We start from the raw sequence: 22,689 nt of genomic DNA on the forward strand, positions 1-22,689 counted from the left end.
GGAAGGATCGGGGAGGATCTCGGAACTGCCCACGGTGCCTTCCTGGCCTTCCGCCACCCGGCCCGTGTCGATGCCGTCCCCGGCCCGCTCACCCCTCCACCCCTTCGAGCGCCTGCTCCGTCCACACCGTCTTGCCGGTCTGCCCGTAGCGGCTGCCCCAGCGGGTGGTGAGCTGGGCGACGAGGAAGAGGCCGCGGCCGCCCTCGTCGGTGTCGCGGGCCTGGCGGAGCCGCGGCTGACTGTTGGACGAGTCGGTGACCTCGCAGACCAGCACCTGGTCGCGGACCAGCCGGACACCGATCGGGCCGCGCGCGTACCGCAGCGCGTTGGTGACCAGTTCGCTGATGACCAGTTCGGTGCTGAACACCAGCGCGTCCAGGCCCCACTCCTGCAACTGCTCGGTGGCCAGCTCCCGGGCGAGCGCCACTGCCGTGGGCCGGGCGGGGAACTGCCAGGCGGCCACCGAGGTCGCCGGGATCGCGCGGGTGCGGGCCAGCAGCACCGTGATGTCGTCCGGCCGGTGCGGCGCCGCCCGGACCGATGCCACCAGCTCCTCCCCGATGGCGTCCAGCGACCGCTCGGGGCCCGCCGCCTCGGCCAGCCGCCGCAGCACCGCCGCCTCCGCCTCCTCGTGCGACGCGGACGTGCCCCGGCGCTCCGCCTCGATCAGCCCGTTGGTGTACAGCGCCAGCACACTGCCCGGCGGGATCTCCACCTCCGTCACCTCGAACGGCATCCCGCCGACGCCCAGCCCGGGCCCCGTCGCCACATCGATGAACCGGGCCGTGCCGTCCGGATGCACCACCGCGGGCATCAGATGCCCGGCGCTCGCCACCCGGCACCGGCGGTCCACCGGGTCGTACACCGTGTACAGGCACGATGCGCCCATCGTGTCCGGATGCTCGGCCTCCTCCGCCATCCGGTGCACCAGGTCGTCCAGCCGGGTCAGCAGCTCGTCCGGGCCCAGATCGAGGTCGGAGAGGGTATGCACGGCGGTGCGCAGCCGCGCCATGGTGGCGGTCGCGCTCAGCCCGTGGCCGATGACGTCGCCGACCACCAGCGCGGTCCGCAGTGACGACAGCGGTACCGCGTCGAACCAGTCGCCGCCCACCCCGGCGTCGCCCTCCGCCGACAGGTAGATGCCCGCGGACTCCGCCGCCGCCGTGGAGCGTGACACCGGCGGCAGCAGGCTGTTCTGCAGCATCACCGACATCCGGTGCTCGCGGGTGTAGCGGCGGGCGTTGTCCATGCCGAGCGCGACGCGGCTGACGATCTCCTGGAGCAGCTTGGCGTCCTGCCCGTCGAACGGGGCGCTCTGCCGGGCGCGGTACACCTGGACGTAGCCGAGCACCAGGCCCCGGGCGACCAGCGCCGCCCCGATGGACGCGCTCAGCCCCTCCGGCACCATCCGCGCCGCCGCCGGGCCGGCGCCGAGGATCGCCGCGTACGCGTCCGGGTCGTTGACGACCAGCACCTTGCCCCGCTCCAGATCGCGGAAGCCGGGCCCGTTGGGGATGTCGGGCAGCATCTCGCCCGCCTGGATCAGCCCCTCCGGCCAGGGACCGTGCGCATGCTTGACGGCCAGCCGCCGGAAGTCACCGTGCACGCCCTCCACGCTGCGCGGCGGCTCGCCCCCGCGCAGCGTCGCCTCCGCGATCTCCACCGACGCCAGGTCGCCCATCGACGGCACCAGCAGATCGACGAGGTCCTGCGCGGTGCGCTCCACCTCCAGGCTGCCGCTGATGGACCGCGTCGCCCGGTAGACGAGGTCGAGGCGGCGCGCGGAGCGGTACCGCTCGGTGACGTCGACGAGCGAGGTCAGCGCGCCGTTCGGGCGGCCCCACAGGTCGTGCAGCGGCGCCGCGGTCAGCGAATACACCAGGTCGTGGCGCCCGGGCGACGCGGCGCGCAGCACCCCCGACGCGTCCACCACCGGCTCGCCGCTCTCCATCACGTGCCGCAGCAGCTCCGCGCCGGTCCGGCCACCCTCCAGGCCCGGCATCGCGCACAGCGGATCGTGGCCGTCGGCGGTCAGCCGCCCGGCCCGGCCGACCGCCGGGCTGGCCTGCCGGATGCGCAGGTCCAAGCCGTGCACGGCCAGCTGCCACAGGTCCTGGGAGAGCAGCGCCCGGCCCACCGCCGTCTCGTCGTCCCACGCCGCGAGCGCCGCCGCGGGCAGCCCCAGGGCGAGCACCCCCGCACCGGCCAGCGGCAGCAGCCGCACCCATACGGGGACGGCGTGTCCGTCACGGTGGCGCAGCGGGAGGACGCGGCCGCCGGGGGCGCCGGACAGTTCGCCCGTACGGGGGACGGGCCGCGCGGACCGCGGCATGACCAGCGCGCGGGCGGGCGTGCCGAGCACCGCGTCCGGCTCATGGCCCAGCAGCTGCGCGGCGGACCGCGTCCAGTGCGTGACCAGGCCGTTCTCGTCGATCACGACCGCGACGACGCCATTCATCGGCGCCGGCGGCTCCGGTCGTGGCACGGCCATGGGGACACTCCGTACGTCGAACGGACCGATCACCTCAGTGTGCCCTCCTCCCACGGATCGAACGAGTGCTGGCAGCCGGTCGGGAACGCGCCGGGGCCCGGCGGGCTGCCGCCCGCCCCCGGCGCGCGGGGCTTGGGCGCGCGCCCCTGGCCGCCCGGCGTGCGGAGCCGCGGCCCGCGCCCCCGCCGCCTGCCGTGCGCCGTCCGCCCCGCCGCACTGCTCCATCCGCCGTCCCCCTGCCCGCGCCGCCGTTGCCAGGGGCGTGCCGCTGCCTACGCTCGGCCCGTGGCCACCGTGACCGGACTGTTCAAGCGCCTTCTCCTCGGCCGGGCCCGGCGTAGTGAGGAGCTGGGCGAGACGCTGTTGCCCAAGCGGCTCGCGCTGCCGGTCTTCGCCTCCGACCCGCTGTCGTCGGTCGCGTACGCCACGCAGGAGATCCTGCTGGTCCTCACCCTCGGCGGGCTCGCCTACGTGTACGTCACGCCGTGGCTCGCCGTCGCCGTCATCTGCCTGATGACCGTGGTCGTCCTCTCATACCGGCAGGTCGTGTACGCCTATCCGAGCGGCGGCGGCTCGTACGAGGTGGTCTCCACCAACCTGGGGCCGTCGGCGGGGCTGGTGGTGGCCGCGTCGCTGCTGGTCGACTACGTCATGACGGTGGCGGTGTCGGTCGCCTCCGGTGTCGACAACGTCATCTCCGCGCTGCCGGCGCTCGCCGGTCACCGGGTGCTGCTGGCGCTCTGCTTCGTGGCGCTGCTCACCGCCGCGAACCTGCGCGGCGTCCGCGAGTCCGGCCGCGCCTTCGCCGCCCCCACGTACCTCTTCGTCGGCGCCGTCCTGATCATGGTGGGGACGGGCCTGATCCGGTACCTCATGGGGGACGCGCCGGTCGCCGAGAGCGCCCGCTACGGCATCGAACCCACCCCCGGCTCGGCTCAGCTGACCGGCCTCGCCCTCATCATGCTGGTGCTGCGCGCGTTCTCCTCCGGCTGCACCGCGCTGACCGGCGTCGAAGCGATCTCCAACGGCGTCCCGGCGTTCCGCCGCCCCAAGCCGAAAAACGCGGCGGCCACGCTGGCGGCGATGGGCGCCATCGCCGTGGCGATGTTCGCGGGGGTCACCACCCTCGCGATCGTCGCGAAGGTCCATATCGTGCAGGATCCCTGCCGGTTGATCGGCCTCGCCGACTGCGCCGGATACACCCAGCGCACCGTCATCGCCCAGCTGGCCTCGTCGGTCTTCGGCGGGCCGGACTCCGTCGGCTTCTTCGTCGTGCAGACGGCCACCGCGCTGGTCCTGATCCTCGCCGCCAACACCGCGTTCAACGGGTTCCCGCTGCTCGCCTCGATCCTGGCGCAGGACCGCTACCTGCCGCGCCAGCTGCACAGCCGCGGCGACCGGCTGGTGTACTCCAACGGCATCCTCGTGCTGGCCGTCGTCGCCGGACTGCTGCTGTTCGGCTTCAAGGCGGACGTCACCAGCCTCATCCACCTCTACATCCTCGGGGTGTTCACCTCCTTCACGCTCTCCCAGACCGGCATGGTCCGGCACTGGAACCGCTGGCTGCGCACCGACCCGGACCCGGCGCTGCGCCGCCGCCGTCACCTGGCGCGGGCGGTCAACGCCTCCGGGGCGCTCGTCACCGGTCTGGTGCTGGTCGTCGTGCTGGCGACGAAGTTCCTCGAAGGCGCCTGGCTCGCCGTCCTCGCGGCGGTGGTGCTGTGGCTGATGATGCGCGCCATCCGCCGCCACTACGACGCCGTCGCCGCGGAGCTGACCGTCACCGATCCGCGCGCCGACCTCACCCCGCCGCCCCGGGTGCTGGCGCTCGTCCTCGTCTCCACCGTCCACAAGCCGACGCTGCGTGCCCTCGCCTACGCCCGTGCCTTCCACCCCGACCGGCTCCAGGCCCTCACCGTCGACGTGGACCGCGCCGCCACCGCCCGCCTGAAGGAGCAGTGGCAGCGCCTCGACACGGACGTCCCGCTGACCGTCATCGACTCGCCGTACCGGGAGATCACCGGCCCGGTCATCGAGTACGTCCGCCACGCCCGCCGCACCAGCCCCCGGGACGTCATCGGCGTCTTCATCCCCGAGTACGTCGTGGGCCGCTGGTGGGAGAACCTGCTGCACAACCAGACGGCGCTGTGGCTCAAGAGCCGGCTGCTGTTCACGCCCGGCGTGATGGTCACGTCCGTCCCCTGGCAGCTGACGTCCTCGGCGCGGGCCCGCCCCGCCGTCCGGGGCGCGGGCGCGGTGCGCCGCGGGGCGCCCGCCCTGGGGCAGGGCACCATCCACCTGCCCCGCGACTCCGGACCGGGACCGGGCCCGGGCCCGGAGGCTACGCCGAACCGTTCCCCGTGAGCAGCGTCCGCGCGGTCCGTTCCTCGGCGCGCTCGGTCAGCTGCCGCAGCGCCGTCGCGCCGCACCGCAACACGCCGGATTCCTGCGCGTTGCGGGCGCCGGTCGCGAAGAGGTGCCACAGCGCCGGGTTGGCGAGCAGCACCCGCGGGTCGAGGACCACCCGCCGCCCCGCGTCGTCGCGCAGCACCAGCCGCTGCGCGACCCCCTCGGACCAGCGCACCGACACCAGCCGGTCGGTACGGACCGTCCGCCGCCGCAGCGGCCCGCGGGCCGCCAGCCAGCCCTGACCGGCGGTCACCCGCGGCGGCAGCAACAGCCCGAACAGCGCCACCGCGAGTGCCGCCCACAGTCCGCCGCGGAGCGCGTCGAGGCTCCCGGCGGCGGCGTCCAGGGCGACCAGCGCCGTCAGCAACAGCACCCCGCTCACCGCGGCTTCGCGCAGCGCGGCGGGCCAGTCCTCGTCGGATGCGGTGCGCTCCGGGCGCCGTACGGTAACGGCCGCCGCGCGCGCGGCGGCGCGTGTGCCACGTAGTCCCATGCCGCCGACGCTAGGCCCGACACCGCTTGCCGGACGGGCCGTTGACACGGTGCTGACGGGCCGGGGGCGCGCCTTGACGGACCTCATACGGGCCGCCGACCGGCCACCGGGACGGGCCACCCCACCGGCCCCGGTACGGCCACCCCGCCGGCCCCGGGCCAGGACCGCCCCACCGGCCCCGCGCCCCGGTGGCTCCGGCGCCCGGCCCCCGCCGGGGGCGCGCGCTTCACGCCTCTTACCGCGCCCCCGGACCGCCCCCGCCCGCACCCCGGACCCTCCGTGGCCGAAGGTGGCGTACGGGACGCGTAAAGAGCGAGCCCGGGGCCGTAAGGGACCCGTCAACGGGCTACGGCGGATGGCCGAAAAGGGGTTTCGTCGAGGAGTCCACACGGCCGGGTCCTCGTACCCGGTCGTCCCTCTTGTCCCTTCCTCCCAGGAGTTCACGATGGCCGACGTGGCCTTCGTCGTCACCACGCTCGCGGTCTTCGCGCTGGTGGCCGTCATCGCCAGGGGGGTGGCGAAGCTGTGAGCGACCGGAGCATCGAGAACGTGATCGGGCTGCTCGTGGCCGTCGCCCTGCTCGGCTATCTCGTCCTCGCCCTCATCAAGCCGGAGAGGTTCTGACGGTGAACTCCCTCGCTGCCGCCTCCGGTGCGCTGAGCCCCGCCGTCGCCGCGGTGCTCCAGCTGCTCGCCCTCATAGCGGCGCTCGCGCTCGCCTACCGCCCGCTCGGCGACCACATGGCCCGCGTCTACTCCTCCGGCCGGCATCTGCGCGTCGAGAAGTGGATCTACAAGGCCATCGGAGCCGACCCCCACACCGAGATGCGCTGGCCCGCCTATCTGCGCGGCGTCCTCGCCTTCTCCGCCGTCAGCCTCCTCTTCCTCTACCTGCTCCAGCGGCTCCAGGGCAGCCTGCCCGGCTCCCTCGGCTTCGCCTCCATCGACCCGGACCAGGCGTTCAACACCGCCGCGTCGTTCGTCGCCAACACCAACTGGCAGTCGTACGCCGGTGAGCAGGCCATGGGCCACGTCGTGCAGACGGCCGGGCTCGCGGTGCAGAACTTCGTGTCCGCGGCAGTCGGCATCGCCGTCGCCGTCGCGCTGGTCCGCGGCTTCGCCAGGTCCCGTACCGGCGAACTCGGCAACTTCTGGGCCGACCTGGTCCGCGGCACCGTCCGGGTGCTGCTGCCGATCTCCGTCGTCGGCGCGCTGGTCCTCGTCGCATGCGGCGCGATCCAGAACTTCTCCGGCATCCACGAGGTGGGCCAGTTCCTCGGCGGGCACCAGCAGATGAACGGCGGCGCCGTCGCCTCCCAGGAGGTCATCAAGGAGCTGGGCACCAACGGCGGCGGCTACTTCAACGCCAACTCCGCCCACCCCTTCGAGAACCCCGACGGCTTCACCAACCTCTTCGAGATCTTCCTGATCCTGGTGATCCCGTTCGCGCTGACCCGCACCTTCGGCCGGCTGACCGGCTCCCTCAAGCAGGGCTACGCAATCCTCGGCGCCATGGCCGTCATCTGGATCGGCTTCACCGTGCTGATGTGGGCGGCCGAATTCGGCGGCCACGGGCGGGCGTTCGAGCTGGCCGGGGGCGCCCTGGAGGGCAAGGAGACCCGCTTCGGCATCGGCGGTTCGTCGCTCTTCGCCGTCGCCACCACCCTCACCTCCACCGGCGCCGTGGACAGCTTCCACTCCTCGTACACCGGGCTCGGCGGCGGGCTGACGATGCTGGGCATGCAGCTCGGCGAGCTCGCGCCCGGCGGCGTCGGCTCCGGCCTCTACGGCATGCTGATCATGGCGGTCATCGCGGTGTTCCTCGCCGGACTGATGGTCGGCCGGACGCCGGAGTTCCTCGGCAAGAAGATCGGCACCCGCGAGATCAAGCTCGCCGCCTGCTACATCCTCGTCACCCCGGCGCTGGTGCTCTGCTTCACCGCCGCGTCGCTGGTGCTGCCCACCCCGCCGCACTCGATGCTCAACTCCGGCGCGCACGGCTTCTCCGAGATCCTCTACGCATACACCTCCGGCGCCAACAACAACGGCAGCGCCTTCGCCGGACTCTCCGCCGACACCCCGTGGTTCAACACCACCATCGGCCTCGCGATGCTGCTGGGCCGCTTCGTCCCGATGGTCTTCGTGCTGGCGCTCGCCGGCTCGCTCGCCGAGCAGCAGCCCGTACCGAAAACCGCAGGGACCCTGCGTACGGAAAAGCCGCTGTTCTCCGGCCTGTTGGTCGGCACGATCCTGATCGTCGCCGGTCTGACCTACTTCCCCGCCCTGGCACTGGGCCCGCTCGCCGAGGGGCTGGCGTCATGACCACCGGTACGAAGAGACCCACCGGTACGCCGCCACCCACCGGTACGCCGCCACCCTCGGGCGCGCAGGCGCCCACCCCCTCCGAGAAGCACGAGGACGACGCGATGTCCACCGTCACCCAGGACCGGGCGCCGCACCAGGACGCGCCCGCCCCCGCCCATCCCGAAGGCGGCCGAGTCGGCGGCGGCCTCTTCGACCCCAAGCAGCTGGTGCGCTCGCTGCCCGACGCGTTCCGCAAGCTCGACCCCCGGGTGATGATCAAGTCCCCGGTGATGTTCGTGGTGCTGGTCGGCTCGGTGCTCACCACCGTGCTGGCGCTGCTCCACCCCGGCGCGTGGTTCGGCTGGGCGATCACCGCCTGGCTCTGGCTGACCACCCTCTTCGCCAACCTCGCCGAGGCGGTCGCCGAGGGCCGCGGCAAGGCGCAGGCCGACACCCTGCGCAAGGCCAAGACCGACACCGTCGCCCGCCGCCTGACCGGCACCACCGAGGAGAGCGTCCCCGGCGCCGACCTGCGCATCGGCGACCTGGTGGTCTGCGAGGCAGGCGACGTCATACCCGGTGACGGCGACGTCGTCGAGGGCGTCGCCAGCGTGGACGAGTCCGCCATCACCGGCGAATCGGCGCCGGTCATCCGCGAATCGGGCGGCGACCGCTCGGCCGTCACCGGCGGCACCAAGGTCCTCTCCGACCGCATCGTCATCAAGATCACCACCAAGCCCGGCGAGACCTTCATCGACCGGATGATCAACCTGGTGGAGGGCGCCGCCCGGCAGAAGACGCCCAACGAGATCGCCCTCAATATTCTGTTGGCCTCCCTGACCATTGTTTTCCTGCTGGCCGTGGTCACCCTCCAGCCGTTCGCCGTCTACGCAGGCGCCGAACAGTCCATGATCGTCCTGACGGCGCTGCTGGTCTGCCTCATCCCCACCACCATCGGCGCGCTGCTCTCCGCCATCGGCATCGCCGGGATGGACCGGCTCGTGCAGCGCAACGTCCTGGCGATGTCCGGCCGCGCCGTCGAGGCGGCGGGCGACGTCTCCACCCTCCTCCTCGACAAGACCGGCACCATCACCTACGGCAACCGCCGGGCCGCCGAGTTCGTCCCCGTCCCCGGCGTCACCGAGACCGCACTCGCCGACGCCGCGCAGCTCTCCTCCCTCGCCGACGAGACCCCCGAGGGACGCTCCGTCATCGACCTCGCCGAGGAGACGTACGGCCTCGCCGCCCGGCAGCAGAACCAGCTGACCGGCGCCGAGTGGATCGAGTTCACCGCGCAGACCCGGATGTCCGGCGTCGACCTCCCCGCGGACGGCGCCGCGGGCCCCGCCCGTAAGGTCCGCAAGGGCGCCACCGCCTCCGTCGCCGCGTGGGTGACCGAGCGCGGCGGCACCGTCGCCGCCGACGTCGACCGGATCGCGACCGCCATCGCGGAGGCGGGCGGCACCCCGCTGCCCGTCGCGGTCGACGACGCGGAGGGCGCCCGCGTCCTGGGCGTCATCCACCTCAAGGACGTCGTCAAGGACGGCATGCGGGAGCGCTTCGACGAGCTGCGCCGGATGGGCATCAAAACCATCATGATCACCGGCGACAACCCGCTCACCGCCAAGGCCATCGCCGCGGAGGCGGGCGTCGACGACTTCCTCGCCGAGGCCACCCCCGAGGACAAGATGGCCCTCATCAAACGGGAGCAGGCGGGCGGCAAACTCGTCGCGATGACCGGCGACGGCACCAACGACGCCCCGGCCCTCGCCCAGGCGGACGTCGGCGTCGCCATGAACACCGGCACCTCCGCCGCCAAAGAGGCCGGAAACATGGTCGACCTCGACTCCGACCCCACCAAACTCATCGAAATCGTCGAGATCGGCAAACAACTCCTCATCACCCGCGGCGCCCTGACGACGTTCTCCATCGCCAACGACGTCGCCAAATACTTCGCGATCATCCCCGCGATGTTCGCGGTGGTGTACCCGGGCCTGAACAAGCTCAACGTCATGGGCCTGACGTCCCCGCAGTCCGCGATCCTGTCGGCCGTCATCTTCAACGCCCTCGTCATCGTCGCGCTGGTCCCGCTCGCCCTGAAGGGCGTCCGCTACCGCCCGATGAGCGCGGACCGCATGCTCCGCCGCAACCTCGCCCTCTACGGCCTCGGCGGCCTCATCATGCCCTTCCTCGGCATCAAGCTCATCGACCTGCTTCTGACCCTCATCCCTGGCATCGGGTGACGCCCACCATGAACACCTCCCTGGCCAACACGGCCCGCCTCACCGGCGCCGCACTCCGCGCCCTCCTCGCCCTGACCGTCCTGTGCGGCGTCCTCTACCCCCTCGCCGTCACCGGCCTCGCCCAGGGCCTCTTCCCCCACCAGGCGAACGGTTCCGAACTCCGCAGCAACGGCCAGGCCGTCGGCTCGTCCCTCATCGGCCAGCGCTACGACCTGCCGCTGAAGAAGGGCGAGTCCACCCCCGCCCCCGACCTCCGCTGGTTCCAGCCCCGGCCGTCCGGCGGCCTCACCGAGAACACCGTGAACACGCAGTACAAGCTGCTGGTCTCCGGCGCCACCAACCGCGCCGGCGACAGCCCCGACCTCATCAAGGCGGTCAAGGCCGCCAAGGCCGCCGTCCTCGCCGACAACACCGTGCCGGGCTACACCCCCAAGCCGTCGGACATCCCCGCCGACGCGGTGACCTCCTCCGGATCAGGCATGGACCCTGATATTTCCCCTGCCTATGCCCGCCTTCAGATCCACCGGGTCGCGGCGCGCAACCACCTCTCCGCGACGGAGGTCAGCCGCCTCGTCGCCGCCCACACGACGGGCCGCACCCTCGGCTTCATGGGGGAGCCCCGGGTGAACGTGCTGGAACTGAACGTGGCGTTGAGGGAGGCGGCGCGGAAGGGGTGAGCCGTTGAGCGTTGCTCGTTGCTCGTTGCTCGTTGCTCGTCGCACGTCGCACGTTGCGCGTCGCCCGTCCGGCCGAGGTGGTGCCGGGCGGGCGCGGTGGGGTTCGGGGGGTGGCGGTGAGCATCTGAACTCCGCGCTTTCCCCGGCCCGTTCACGTTCCGATCTGCCGATCCCGTAGTGGATCGCTCCTGAGCGGAACGAAGGGGAACCCACCGTGCCCGACGTCTTCATCAACTACCGCACCGGCGACGAGGAGGCCACCGCAACCCTGCTCGAACGCGAGCTGTCCCGGCGCTTCGGAACCGAACGGATCTTCCGCGCGAGCAAGTCCATCGGAGCGGGTCAGAATTTCCCGCAGGCGCTGCTCACGGCCGTCCGGCGGTGTCACGTCCTGCTGGCGGTGATCGGTCCGCGCTGGGCGGACGCGCGCACCGGCGACGGCCGCAGAGCGCTGGGCGATCCCGGGGACTGGACGCGACGGGAGCTCCTGGAGGCGACCGGATCGGCCACGCGGATCATTCCGGTGCTGGTCGGCCCGACCGCCCGGCTCCGTCGCGCCGAGCTGCCCGAAGCGCTTGCCGGACTCGCGGACCTCCAGTACCGGCGGCTCAATCACCGCAACGCTGACGCCGACCTCCGGCGCATCGCCGACGACCTGGCCGCGCTGGTCCCGTCACTCGCCGCCGTCGACCGGCTCCGGGCCGGGGAGAGAACGCGGCACCCCGCCGTCATGACAAGCGGCCCGTGCGCCGCCCCGCTCCTCCCGACCGGCCCCGCGCTCCCGGCCAAACGGCCCCTCAGGGAACGCCGGTTGGAGGGCATACGTCTGGACAGTGCCCGGCCCGACTATCCGTTCCTGTTCTCGGCCACCGTGCGGTGGCGCCCCACCGGTGGCGAAGCGGAACCCGCGCACCCGGGCCTCGCCGACCTCGCCGTGTCCACCGTGGTGTCGCGGGCCCAGGTCGTCGTCGGCCAGGAGGCCCCCGAGCGCTGGGAGGCGGTTCGCCTACGGCTCCGGGGCGAGCTCGGCTGCCGGTACACCGACCCCTCGGCCCGGGTCACCGTCCTCGCGGAGGACATGGACCTGACCCTGAACGAGGACGACCGCGCCCGGCTGGCGCAGCTGTCCCGGCTCCGGAAGGAGGAGGACGCCTGGGAACGTCACCGCCACTTCGAACGGAACCGGCGCGCCTACCTGGGCGACGAGGTGCTCAAGACCCCCGGCAGCGCCGTCGTGTGGTGGCTGGCCCGCCACGGTGAACGGGTCGAGGATGCGGTGAGGATGATCGGCCCGCTCGCCCAGCTGTCGGCCGCCGCCAACGACGCCGAGATCCCCGAAGCGTTCCGGCACCCCGGCGCCGAGTGTCCCGCCCGCGCGCCTTTCCCCGCCGCGGCCTGCGCGCGCGATGTGCCGTACGGGACGGCTGCCCCGGGCCACGGGGCACCCGCACCGGAACCACAGGGCCCGCCGTCCGGGCGCACCGGCACCCGGCCCTTCCCCGGCGGCACGCAGGTCGATGGCACGTTCGACACACCGGCCCCGTCGACCCGTCAGGGCCCCACCCCGACGGACCCGTACGACGAGGCGGCTGAGCACGTCGTCCGGCTGCTCGACGAACTCGGCCTGGCGGAGGGTTCCCCGGAACGCGCGGCCTATGTGGAACGCCTCGCCCGTTCCACCGATGAGGTCGGCCGGAGCGCTGCCGCGGCAAGGATCCGGCAGCGTTTTGCCACCCGCCGGTGGGCCTCACCCGAGGCGGAAGGGCCGCCCGTACCGGGCCACCCGGAGGGGCCCGTGTCCCCTCCCGCTTCCGAAGGTGGTGCGTTCGGCGCCGGGTGACGCCAGCCGCCGGTCCCTCGACGGCGGCGCTCACACCCCAGGCTTCTGATGACCCACACCCGTGCCCCCCAAGGGGCACCACGGCCGACGGAAGCCACGACGGGCCCCACCGACTGCGGTGGGGCCCGTCCCCGTCCGTCCCGGCCCATGCCGTGGCACGCCGCCCGGCGCGGGCCAGGACCTTGAGGCGTCAGCGCCCCGGCACCGCCCCCGACCCGCCCCGTCCGCGATACTGCCTACGCAACTGACGCCACAGGCAGGGGGACACGGTGCGTCCGCTGGGCAAGGGGGACCCGCAGCAGATCGGGCCGTTCCGGATCGTCGGGCTGCTCGGGGGCGGCGGGATGGGGCGGGTCTATCTGGGGCGCGGGGCGGACGGGCGGGCGGTGGCGGTGAAGACCGCGCGGGCCGAACTCGCCGACGACCATGGGTTCCGCAAGCGGTTCGCCCGTGAGGTGGCTGCCGCCCGGCGGGTCGGCGGGCCGTTCGTGGCGCCCGTCGTCGACGCGGCGCCGCACGACGAGATCCCCTGGATGGCGACCGAGTACGTGCCGGGCGTCTCGCTCAGCGACGCCGTGCACGACACCGGGCCGCTGCCGGTGCCCACGGTGCGGGCGCTGACGGCCGGGTTGCTTCAGGCGCTCGCCGCGGTCCATGCGCAGGGCCTCGTCCACCGGGACCTCAAACCGTCGAACATCCTGCTCACCGCCGAGGGCCCCCGCGTCATCGACTTCGGCATCGCCCACTCCACCACCGACACCGCCCTGACCGCCACCGGCACCGCCCTCGGCACCCCGGGCTTCATGGCACCCGAACAGCTCACCCTCTCCGGCGGCGACCTCACCGCCGCCGCCGACGTCTTCGCCCTCGGCGGCGTACTCGTCCACGCGGCGACCGGCAGCGGCCCGTACGGCAACGCCGAACCGCAGATCCTCATGTACCGCACCGTCCACGAGCAGCCACGGCTCGGCGAACTGCCGCATGCGGTACGGGCGTTGGCGGCACCATGCCTGGCGAAGGAGCCGGAGCGGCGGCCCGCGGTGGCGGACCTCGCGGCCCGGGTGGGGGCACCGGGCCCGTACGGGGACTGGCTTCCGGAACCGGTGACGGCGCAACTGCGCGGTCTGTCCGAGCGGTTGCGGGATCCGAGGAAGCCGGGGGTGGGCCTGCGGGGTCCGGACGGTGCGGACGGCTCGGGCCGGACTCCGGACGGTGCGGACGGCTCGGGCCGGACTCCGGAAGGTACGGGCCCGAAGCCGGAAGGTACGGGCCCGAGGCCGGACGGTACGGAGGGCACGGACCGCTCGCCGGACGGTACGGACGGTACGGACGGTACGGACGGGACGCCGGGCCCGCTCGCCCCGGGCGCCGGCACCGCGGCCACGGCCTCCCCGGGCGCCGCCACCCCGCAGACCCCGTCTGTCGTGCCCCCGCACCACGCGTTGCCGACCGCGCCGTCGCACGGCCGGTACCCGGCCGCCCCGGCCCCCGGCCGGCTCCCCGCCACCCCGCCCGGCCTCGCGGCCACCCCGCAGGGGCAGTACGGCCCGGCCCCCGTCATGCCGTCCCAGGAGACGGCCGCCCCGGTGCGGACCGGCGGCGGGACGACCCGGCGCCGGGCGCTGACCGGGGCGCTCTCCGCCGCCGGGGCCGGCGCGCTGGCGTGGTTCCTGTGGCCGGACGGGGGCGACGGTGGCCGCGACCCCTCCGTCGGCGCCACACCACCCGCCCGGAAGTCGTCCCCCGGCGGGTCCCGGCCCGTCGCGCTACCGGCCGACATCCGCGCCCGGGGCAGCCTCACCGTCGGTTCCGACCTCAGCTACGCGCCGATGGAGTTCGTCCAGAGCGGCAGGCCCGCCGGTCTCGACATCGAGCTGGTGCAGGCCCTCGGCCGGGACCTGGGCGTCGGCGTCAAGATCGTGAACGGCACCTTGGGCGAGCTCCTCCCCGGCCTCGCCTCGGGCCGCTACGACCTGGTTCTCTCCGCCCTCACCGACACCGCGGAACGGCAGCGCGTAGTCGATTTGATCGACTACTTCCGCTCCGGCTTCGCCCTCGTCGTCCACCGCACCGACCGCATGACGATCAAGGGGCTCGGCGACCTGACCGGCAAGGTGGTCGCCGTACAGCAGGGCACGGCCGCCCGCGACCATCTGGCCGGCCTCGGCCCGCAGAAGCCCAAGATCCGCGCGTTCGCCACCGCCGACGAGGTCTACGCCGACGTCGCCAAGGGCGGCTCCGACGCCTGCCTCGACGACTACCCCGTCGCCGTCCGCACCGTCGCCGGCCACTCCGCCCTCGTCGTTGCCGACCAGCAGATCGCCCCGCGCCCCTGCGGCATCGCCGTCGCCAAGAGCAAACCGGCCCTCCGCGACGCCGTCCGCGCCTCCCTGGACCGCCTCATCATGGAGGGTTCCTACAAGAAGATCCTCGGCAAGTGGGGAGTGACGGCGGGCGCGGTGACACGGGCGAAGACCAACGGAGGAAGCTGAACGGGCGAAGACCAACGGAGAAAAGCTGAACGGGCGAAGACCAACGGAGGAAGCTGAACGGAGGAAGCTGAGCAGGCCCTCACTCCGGCCAGTCGGAGCCCTTGATCACCTCTACGAAGTCCCCCCGCACGAACCCGGGCACGTAATGGGCCAGCACATCCGCCTTCACGTTGCCGAACGTCGTCTCCGGACGGTCCTTGATGCCCTCCGTGAACGCGGCGAGGATGCCGTTCTTGAAATCCGGCCGGGGATGCGCCGCGACCACGGCGGCCCGCTGCTCGTCGGAGACCGCGTGGTAGCCGATGCCCAGCACATCCAGCTCCACACCCCGGGTGACCAGCGCGATCTCCGGCGCCATATGGAGCGGGATCTCGGGCGTGGTGTGCAGCGCGATGGCCGTCCAGACGCGGTCGGCCGGTTCGCCGGTGATGCCGTGGGCGTGCAGGAACCGGCGGGCCTCGTCGGCACCGTCGATCTCGAACCGCTGATCCGTCCGGCGGAACCACCCGGTCAGCCCCAGGTCGTGGAACATCGCCCCGACGTAGAGCAACTCGGGATCGAAGTCGAGGCCCAGCTCACGGCCGCGCAGCGCCCCCCACAGGAACACCCGCCGCGAATGGTCGAAGAGCAGCGGCGCCGCCGCCTCCCGCACCAACTCGGTGGCCTCCCGCGCCAGGGCACTGTCCGGGATCTCCACTCCTGCGATCGATGCACTCATGGGTACGTCCTCTCGGGTCGGATGGGAGGGGAACGGGTGGGACCGGTACGGTGCGCGGGCACCGCGCCGGAGGCCGGTCGCCCAGGCGGTTGCCCGCGGCCGGTTGCCCGCGGCCGGTCGACGGCGGCCGGTCGACGGTGGCCGCCGCGCCCGCTGTGCTTCCCCCAGGTTCGCCCGGGTGTCTACCCTGATGCCATGTCCTCACGGCCGGATGAACCACAGATCCGGACATCACGGCGGAGCGCCGGCGGGGCACCCCCAGGCGCGGCCGGGCCCTCCCGGGTGGCCCTCGTCGTCTTCGACGGCGTGACCCTCCTCGACGTCAGTGGCCCGTCGGAGGTACTCCACCAGGCGGGCCGCTTCGGGTACCCGTACGAGCTGGTGCTGGTCTCGCCCGGGGGCGGGCCGGTCACCACCGCCGCCGGACCGGCCCTGACCGGCACCGTCACGGCGGATGCGGCCGGGCCCGTCGACACCGTGCTGGTCGCCGGCGGTGACCGCCTCGCCGAGCGGCCGCCCGACGACGCCCTCCTGGCGGCCGTCCGCACACTCGCCCCCGGGGCGGCACGCATCGCGTCCGTCTGCACCGGCGCCTTCGTCCTCGCCGCGCTCGGCCTGCTGGACGGCCGCCGCGCGACCACCCACTGGCGGCACGCCGCCACCCTCGCCCGCCGTCACCCGCGGGTACGCGTCGAGCCGGACGCCCTCCACCTCCGCGACGGCCGGTACGTCACGTCGGCGGGCATCAGCGCGGGCATCGACCTGACGCTCGCCCTGGTGGAGGACGATCACGGGGCGGATGCGGCCCGCGACATCGCCCGGGAAATGGTCGTCTTCCTGCACCGGCCCGGCGGCCAGTCGCAGTTCTCCACGGCGCTCGACACCCCGCCCGCCCGCGGTGGCCTGCTCCGCCCGGTCCTGGAATCCGTCCTCGCCGACCCGGCCGCCGACCACAGCCTCCCGGCGCTGGCCGCCACCGCGGCCGTCAGCCCCCGCCATCTGACCCGCCGCTTCCGCGCCGAACTCGGCACCACCCCCGCCCGCTGGGTCGAACGCGTCCGCCTCGACCGCGCCCGGCAACTCCTCCTCGACGGCCACAGCGTCACCGCCGCCGCCCGCCACAGCGGCCTGGGCACCGACGAATCCCTCCGCCGCGCCTTCGCCCGCCACCTGGGCACCACCCCGACCCACTACCGCCAACGCTTCGCCAGCACCCGGCGGGCCGAGGCCCCTGAGAGTCCCTAGGGGGCGCCTGCACTGGCCTTGAGCAGGGCGTCCTGGAGGTGGCGCACGGCCCCTGAGAGCCCCTAGGGGGCGCCCGCACCCCACTGCCGCAGCGGAGTCCGGGCCCCGGCAGACGGCCACCACCCCCGCATTAGCCGGGTGTTAGCGAGGGTGCAGCCTCGCGGTAGCGGCCCCGAGCAGAGTGGGTGACGTACCGGGGAGACCACGACACCAACCGCCCAGGGGGAACCCGACATGAGCTCCAGCACCACCGCCCGCACCCCGCGCCGCCGCACCCTGCGCGTCGCCCTCGCCGCGCTGACCGTCGTCGCCGGCCTCACCCTGACCGCCTGCTCCGGCGCGGACGCCTCCGGCACGAAGCCCGCGGGCCACGCGGCCGCCGCCGGAGTCCAGGGATCCCACGCCAAGGCGGGCACCGACGCCAAGGCCGAAGGCAAGGCGGAAACCAATTCCGACGTCGAGGGCGAGCAGTCGGGCGGCGCGTCCGACGCCACGGGCGAGGCGGACTCCCCGGACAACACCGTGACCCTGGAGGACGGCAGCGAGGCCGAGATCTACGACCTCGGCGACCAGAACTACCGCGCCAGGATCGTCCACGACGGTGAGGTCCTGGCCACGCTGGAAACGAAGGGCCAGGACGACGCGGCTGCCCTCAACGGCATGTACGTCCTGCTCACGATGGGCGGCGAGGTCCACTCCTGGATGGGCGGCGCACAGACCGGCCCAGGCACCTTCACCCTCGCGGGCGGCTGGCAGGCCAAGGTCACCAAGCTCGGCGAACTCCACTACCGCGCCGAGATCATCGGCCACGAAGGTTCGGTGGACGCCACGCTGGAGGCGGACGAACACGACGCCGGCGTCGACGCCAACGGCGTCTCCATCGTGCTCACTTCCGGGGGCGAGATCAGCGCCCACGAGTAACGGCCTGGGGAGCAACTGCCGGATCGCTCGGCAACCGGCTCGATCTCCTGAGGATGCCCCCCGGCCCGGCCCGGCCTCCGCCCCCGCTCCCGGGGGCGGAGGAGGAGCGGAAGCCGGTCAGCCGGCGAAGCCCGGGACCATCAGGCCGGACTCGTACGCGATCACCACCGCATGGGTCCGGTTCTGCGCGCCGAGCTTGGTCAGCACGTTTCCGACGTGGGTCTTGACCGTCTCCAGGCTCACCGTGAGGGACTCCGCGATCTCCGGATTGGAGAGCCCGGTGGCCATCAGGCGCAGCACCTCCTCCTCCCGGCCGGTCAGGTCGGCCTGCGGCAGGGCCTCGGCGGAGCCCAGCGGGCGGGCGGCGACCATCCGGCCCAGTGCGGCCGGGAAGAGGAGCGCTTCGCCCGCCGCGACCACCCGGACCGCCTCCGCGATCTGACGGACCGGGAGGCGCTTGAGGACGAAGCCGCTGGCGCCCGCGCTGAGGGCGGCGGTGACGTAGCCGTCGTTCTCGAAGGTGGTGATCACCACGACCTTCGGCGGGCAGGCCACTTCGGCCAGCAGCTGGCGGGTGGCCTCGATCCCGTTGCGACGCGGCATCCGCACGTCCATCAGGACCACGTCCGGCCGCAGGCTCCGCGCCCGTTCGACCGCCTCGACGCCGTCGGCGGCCTCGCCGACCACCGTGATCCCCGGCTGCGCGGCGAGCAGCATGCGCAGGCCGCTGCGGGTCACCTCGTCGTCGTCCGCGATCAGGAGAGTGACATCGGGGTGCGTGACATCGGGGTGCGTGACGGTGGGGTGCGTGACGGCGGGGAGGGCCGCGCCTTCGCCCGTACCTTTGCCCGCGCCTCCGCCCGCGCCTCCGCCCGCGCCTCCGCCCGCGCCTCCGCCCGCGTCGGATTCCCTCACGCCGACACCGGTACCGGCAGCCGGACGGTCAGCCGCCAGTTCTGCGTCCCGTCCGGGCCGGCCCGGAACTCACCGTGCAGCAGCCGGACGCGCTCGGCCAGTCCGGGCAGACCGTGGCCGGAGGTCGGGAAGGTCCCCGGGCCCGGGCCCGTCCGTGCCCCGGTCCGGTTGACCACCGTGAGATCCAGCCCGTCCGGCCCGGCCGCCACCTTGAGGGTGATCGGGCCGCCCGCCCCGTGGCGCAGCGCGTTCGTCAGCCCCTCCTGGAGGATCCGGTACGCCGCCCGGGAGACGGTCCCCTGCACCTGCGCCGGCTCGCCCGACAGCTCCGGTTCGACCACCGCCCCCGCGTGCCGCAGGCGGTCCAGCAGCTCGGGGAGGTCGGCCAGGGTCCGGGCCGGCGCCGTCCCCGACTGTTCCTCGCGCAGCACTCCGAGTACGTAGTCCAGGTCCTCCAGCGCGGCCCGCGTCGACTCCTCGATGCTGCGCATGGCGGCCCGCGCCGCCGCCGGGTCGGCGGAGAGCATCTCGCCCGCCACCGCCGCCTGGATGGTGGCCGCCGTCAGCGTGTGCCCGATCGAGTCGTGCAACTCGTGGGCCACCCGGTTGCGTTCGGCCAGCAGCAGTTCCCGTTCGGCGGCCAGCGCGAGCCGTTCGGCCGCCGACGGCCCCAGCAGCCGCGGCGCCGACCACCGCAGGGTCTTCGTCACCACGACGCAGACGGTCATCGCCAGCAGCAGGCACCCGGCCGCCACCACCCAGCTCCACCCGCCCGACACCCGGACCGACATGCCGAACAGGCTCGCCCGCACCTCGCCGCCGAGCCAGTTCCCCGGCAGGGAGAGGCCCATGACGAACAGCACCGCGCTCGCCAGCGCCCCCGTCCACCCGACGGCCACGTGCAGCACCAGCCAGAGCGGGGTTCGCCAGCGGTCGAGGCCGGGTGCACCGGAAGTCCGGCGACCGGCCACCGGATTCGGCAGCGGCACCCGCAGCAGCCGGCGGGCGGACGCGACCAGCGCCCGCCGTACGGGGCGCGCCAGCCCGGCCACGCCGACCAGTACCGCCCACACCAGCAGGACGAGGACGATCTGCACGCTCTCGGGTGCGGACCGCCACGACAGCGCCGGCAACAGGGCGACAGGCAGCAGCGGAAGGCTCGCCAGCGCGCCGCAATAGGCGAACAGCGCACCCGCATACGTGGAGCCGCGCAGCAGCGGCCCAATTCCCCTGATCATGGGCGTCAGTATCACCGGCCGGCCCACCGGCGGCCTCCCTCGATCGGGGGAGTGAGATCTCCCGCCTTCCCGTGATGCGCCCGCAGGGCCCCGGAAACCAGGATCGTGCCCTGACCACACGACCCCCAGGAGTTGACTGATGCGTGCTCAGGCCCGGCAGGGCTTTCGTTCCTCGCCCCGACGGCAGGGCGGCAGGCGGCGACGAGCCGTGCCGGCCGCGGTCGTGGCGGCCCTCGGCATCGTGACGCTGGGCGCCCTCGTCCCGGCCGTCGCCTCCGCCTCCGATTCCGCCTCCGATTCCGCCGCCTCCGCCAAGCCGGACGGCGTCCAGCAGGCCCTGAACGTGCTGGTGCGCGACGGCGGGGTGCCCGCCGCGCTGGCGAGCGTCGAGGACCGTGACGGCCGCACCCGCACCTACACGGCGGGAGTCGGCGACCTGACCACCGGCTCGAAGGTGCCCAGGGACGGCCGGATACGGATCGGCAGTAACACCAAGGCGTTCACCGCGGTCGTGGTGCTGCAACTGGTCGGCGAGGGGAAGATCGGCCTCGACGCCACCGTCGACAGCTACCTGCCCGGACTCGTCCGCGGCAAGGGGATCGACGGGCGCCGCATCACCGTCCGCCAGCTCCTCCAGCACACCAGCGGACTCCCCGAGTACGGCATCCACCTCGACGACGACGAGATCAAGCACCGGTACTTCGAGCCCCGCGAACTGCTCGACATCGCCCTCCGGTACAAGGCCGACGCGGCCCCGGGGAAGAAGTGGGGGTACAGCAACACCAACTACGTCCTGGCCGGCCTGATCGTCCAGAAGGTCACCGGCCGCCCCCTGGCCGAGGAGATCGACCGGCGCATCATCAAGCGCATCGGGCTGCGCCACACCTCCTTCCCCACCCCCGGCGACAGGACCATCAGGGGGCCGCACCCCCACGGCTACCACCGCAACCCGGCGGACGGACCACTGCGCGACTTCACGGAGGTGGACCCCTCCGCAGGCTGGGCGGCAGGCCAGTTGATCTCCACCAACTCCGACCTCAACCGCTTCTTCACCGCGCTCCTGGCCGGCCGTCTCCTCCCGGCGGCCCAGCTCGCCGAGATGCGCACGACCGTCCCCGCCGGGACCTCCGGCCTCCGCTACGGGCTGGGGCTCACGAGCAGGCCACTGTCGTGCGGCGGCGTCTACTGGGGCCACGGCGGCGACATCCCGGGGTACGAGACCCGGGGCGGGGTCACCGACGACGGCCGCGCCGCCAACGTCGCGGTCACCAGCATCCCGACGGACGAGGCGGCCGCGCAGCACGTGAAGGACGCCGTGGACAAGGCCCTGTGCGGATGACCCACGCACCCGGCAACCGGGCAACCCGCACCACGATCCGACGATTCCCCAGGAGGTGGCCCCTGCGTGGGCAGACGCCGCAAGGGCTCCGCACGCCGGGCCGGAGGCACGGCACCCGGCGCCAGGCCCTGGCCGCCGCGACCGCCGCGGCCATCGGCGTCATGACACTGGGCGCCCTCGCCCCGCCCGCCGCCTCCGCCGCCACCAGGCCGGACGCCGTCCGGCAGAGCCTGAACGCGCTGGTGCGCGACGGCGGGGTGCCCGCCGCGCTGGCGAGCGTCGAGGACCGTGACGGCCGCACCCGCACCTACACCGCGGGAGTCGGCGACCTGGCCACCGGAGCCCCGGTACCCGTCGACGGGCAGGTACGGATCGGCAGCAACACCAAGACCTTCGTCGCGGTCGTCGTCCTCCAGCTCGTCGCGGAGCGGAGAGTGGACCTGGACGCCACCGTCGACAGCTACCTGCCCGGACTCGTCCGCGGCAAGGGGATCGACGGGCGCCGCATCACCGTCCGCCAGCTCCTCCAGCAGACCACCGGACTCCCCAACTACACCGACCACCTCGGGGACGACGTCCGGTACTACACCCCCCGCGAACTGCTCGACATCGCCCTCCGGCACCCGGCCGACTTCGCCCCCGGGACGAGGTGGAAGTACAGCAACACCAACTACGTGCTCGCCGGCCTGATCGTCCAGAAGGTCACCGGCCGCCCCCTGGCCGAGGAGATCGACCGGCGCATCATCAAGCGCATCGGACTGCGCCACACCTCCTTCCCCACCCCTGGTGACGCGCGCATCCGGGAGCCCCATCCCCATGGCTACTACCAGGAATCGGCGAACGGGCCGCTGCGCGACATCACGGAGACCGACCCCTCCTGGGGCTGGGCGGCAGGCCAGATGATCTCCACCAACTCCGACCTCAACCGCTTCTTCACCGCGCTCCTGGCCGGCCGCCTCCTGCCCCCGGCCCAGCTCGCCCAGATGCGCTCCACCGTCCCCGCCGAAGAGACCTTCGGCCCCGGCGCCCGCTACGGACTCGGACTCGTCAGCAGGCCACTGCCGTGCGGCGGCCTCTCCTGGGGCCACGGCGGCAGCTTCCCGGGGTACGAGACCCGGGGCGGCGCCACCGACGACGGCCGCGCCGCCCACGTCGCGGTCACCCTGCAGCTCACCGACGAGGCGGCCCGGAGGAACCTCGAACGCACCGTGGACACCGCCCTGTGCCGCTGAACCACGCCGAGCGCATGTGGGAAAACGACCGGAGCGCCCGACCTGACGCCGGGCGCTCCGACTCGTTGAGACCACGATGTTGAAGGGGCCCACCGCGAAGCGTGGGGGCCTTCATCCTCGGGCCCGGTGAGGG

17 protein-coding genes are annotated in these 22,689 nt (G+C 73.4%); 12 read left to right on the forward strand and 5 right to left on the reverse strand.

Translation table 11 applies throughout. The features are described from left to right. Nucleotides 1-88: 88 nt before the first annotated feature. Nucleotides 89-2,491, reverse strand: coding sequence for a SpoIIE family protein phosphatase (locus ACFWWQ_RS21920; protein WP_384598616.1), 2,403 nt, complete (start codon nt 2,489-2,491; stop codon nt 89-91). Between the two features lie 285 nt (nt 2,492-2,776). Here ACFWWQ_RS21920 and ACFWWQ_RS21925 point away from each other — a divergent pair, with 285 nt between their 5' ends. Continuing rightward, the gene (locus ACFWWQ_RS21925) at nt 2,777-4,855 is read left to right on the forward strand and encodes an APC family permease (protein WP_384598618.1); all 2,079 of its coding nucleotides are present in this window, start codon (nt 2,777-2,779) and stop codon (nt 4,853-4,855) included. Here the strand turns inward: ACFWWQ_RS21925 and ACFWWQ_RS21930 are convergent. Then, nucleotides 4,833-5,393: a hypothetical protein gene (locus ACFWWQ_RS21930; RefSeq protein WP_384598620.1), complete on the reverse strand. Its 561-nt coding sequence runs from the start codon at nt 5,391-5,393 to the stop codon at nt 4,833-4,835. The two genes, ACFWWQ_RS21925 and ACFWWQ_RS21930, sit on opposite strands and share 23 nt — an antisense overlap. A 355-nt stretch (nt 5,394-5,748) precedes the next feature. Here ACFWWQ_RS21930 and ACFWWQ_RS21935 point away from each other — a divergent pair, with 355 nt between their 5' ends. The 7 genes from ACFWWQ_RS21935 to ACFWWQ_RS21965 all read left to right on the forward strand — a co-directional run bounded on the left by ACFWWQ_RS21935 (nt 5,749) and on the right by ACFWWQ_RS21965 (nt 14,948). After that, on the forward strand, nt 5,749-5,922 hold the full coding sequence (locus ACFWWQ_RS21935; RefSeq protein ID WP_384598622.1) for a hypothetical protein: 174 nt from the start codon (nt 5,749-5,751) through the stop codon (nt 5,920-5,922). Further along, nucleotides 5,919-6,017 (forward strand): K(+)-transporting ATPase subunit F, encoded by a 99-nt coding sequence (gene kdpF, locus ACFWWQ_RS21940; RefSeq protein ID WP_384598624.1) that lies wholly within the window; start codon nt 5,919-5,921, stop codon nt 6,015-6,017. The genes ACFWWQ_RS21935 and kdpF overlap by 4 nt, the downstream gene beginning before the upstream one ends. Before the next feature lie 32 nt (nt 6,018-6,049). Beyond that, nucleotides 6,050-7,714, forward strand: a complete 1,665-nt coding sequence (gene kdpA, locus ACFWWQ_RS21945; RefSeq protein WP_384598652.1) for a potassium-transporting ATPase subunit KdpA — start codon at nt 6,050-6,052, stop codon at nt 7,712-7,714. Nucleotides 7,715-7,818: 104 nt separating this feature from the next. Further along, entirely contained in the window at nt 7,819-9,939 is a 2,121-nt protein-coding gene (gene kdpB, locus ACFWWQ_RS21950; protein WP_384598654.1) for a potassium-transporting ATPase subunit KdpB, read from the forward strand. Between the two features lie 8 nt (nt 9,940-9,947). Then, complete coding sequence (locus ACFWWQ_RS21955; RefSeq protein WP_384598626.1) at nt 9,948-10,616, forward strand: potassium-transporting ATPase subunit C; 669 nt, start codon at nt 9,948-9,950, stop codon at nt 10,614-10,616. A 214-nt stretch (nt 10,617-10,830) separates the two neighbouring features. After that, complete coding sequence (locus tag ACFWWQ_RS21960; RefSeq protein ID WP_384598629.1) at nt 10,831-12,456, forward strand: TIR domain-containing protein; 1,626 nt, start codon at nt 10,831-10,833, stop codon at nt 12,454-12,456. Nucleotides 12,457-12,725: 269 nt separating this feature from the next. Beyond that, the gene (locus ACFWWQ_RS21965) at nt 12,726-14,948 is read left to right on the forward strand and encodes a transporter substrate-binding domain-containing protein (RefSeq protein ID WP_384598631.1); all 2,223 of its coding nucleotides are present in this window, start codon (nt 12,726-12,728) and stop codon (nt 14,946-14,948) included. Between the two features lie 79 nt (nt 14,949-15,027). Here ACFWWQ_RS21965 and ACFWWQ_RS21970 read toward each other — a convergent pair whose 3' ends face one another. After that, a complete protein-coding gene (locus tag ACFWWQ_RS21970; protein WP_384598633.1) occupies nt 15,028-15,666 on the reverse strand; it encodes an HD domain-containing protein in 639 nt (212 codons plus the stop codon). A 195-nt stretch (nt 15,667-15,861) separates the two neighbouring features. On the opposite strand from ACFWWQ_RS21970, the gene ACFWWQ_RS21975 reads away from it, so the two are divergent. After that, nucleotides 15,862-16,911 (forward strand): GlxA family transcriptional regulator, encoded by a 1,050-nt coding sequence (locus ACFWWQ_RS21975; protein WP_384598635.1) that lies wholly within the window; start codon nt 15,862-15,864, stop codon nt 16,909-16,911. 234 nt (nt 16,912-17,145) lie between these two features. After that, nucleotides 17,146-17,832 (forward strand): hypothetical protein, encoded by a 687-nt coding sequence (locus tag ACFWWQ_RS21980; protein ID WP_384598637.1) that lies wholly within the window; start codon nt 17,146-17,148, stop codon nt 17,830-17,832. Between the two features lie 117 nt (nt 17,833-17,949). On the opposite strand, the gene ACFWWQ_RS21985 is transcribed toward ACFWWQ_RS21980, so the two are convergent. Beyond that, nucleotides 17,950-18,591 (reverse strand): response regulator, encoded by a 642-nt coding sequence (locus ACFWWQ_RS21985; protein WP_384598656.1) that lies wholly within the window; start codon nt 18,589-18,591, stop codon nt 17,950-17,952. A 152-nt stretch (nt 18,592-18,743) separates the two neighbouring features. After that, complete coding sequence (locus ACFWWQ_RS21990) at nt 18,744-19,985, reverse strand: sensor histidine kinase (RefSeq protein WP_384598639.1); 1,242 nt, start codon at nt 19,983-19,985, stop codon at nt 18,744-18,746. 139 nt (nt 19,986-20,124) lie between these two features. Here ACFWWQ_RS21990 and ACFWWQ_RS21995 point away from each other — a divergent pair, with 139 nt between their 5' ends. Together ACFWWQ_RS21995 and ACFWWQ_RS22000 are read left to right on the forward strand one after the other, a co-directional pair. Then, complete coding sequence (locus ACFWWQ_RS21995) at nt 20,125-21,324, forward strand: serine hydrolase domain-containing protein (protein WP_384598641.1); 1,200 nt, start codon at nt 20,125-20,127, stop codon at nt 21,322-21,324. 62 nt (nt 21,325-21,386) lie between these two features. Beyond that, complete coding sequence (locus ACFWWQ_RS22000; protein WP_384598658.1) at nt 21,387-22,556, forward strand: serine hydrolase domain-containing protein; 1,170 nt, start codon at nt 21,387-21,389, stop codon at nt 22,554-22,556. Nucleotides 22,557-22,689 lie beyond the last annotated feature (133 nt).

This window comes from Streptomyces sp. NPDC059080 (assembly GCF_042739975.1).
Taxonomy (GTDB): Bacteria; Actinomycetota; Actinomycetes; order Streptomycetales; family Streptomycetaceae; genus Streptomyces; species Streptomyces benahoarensis.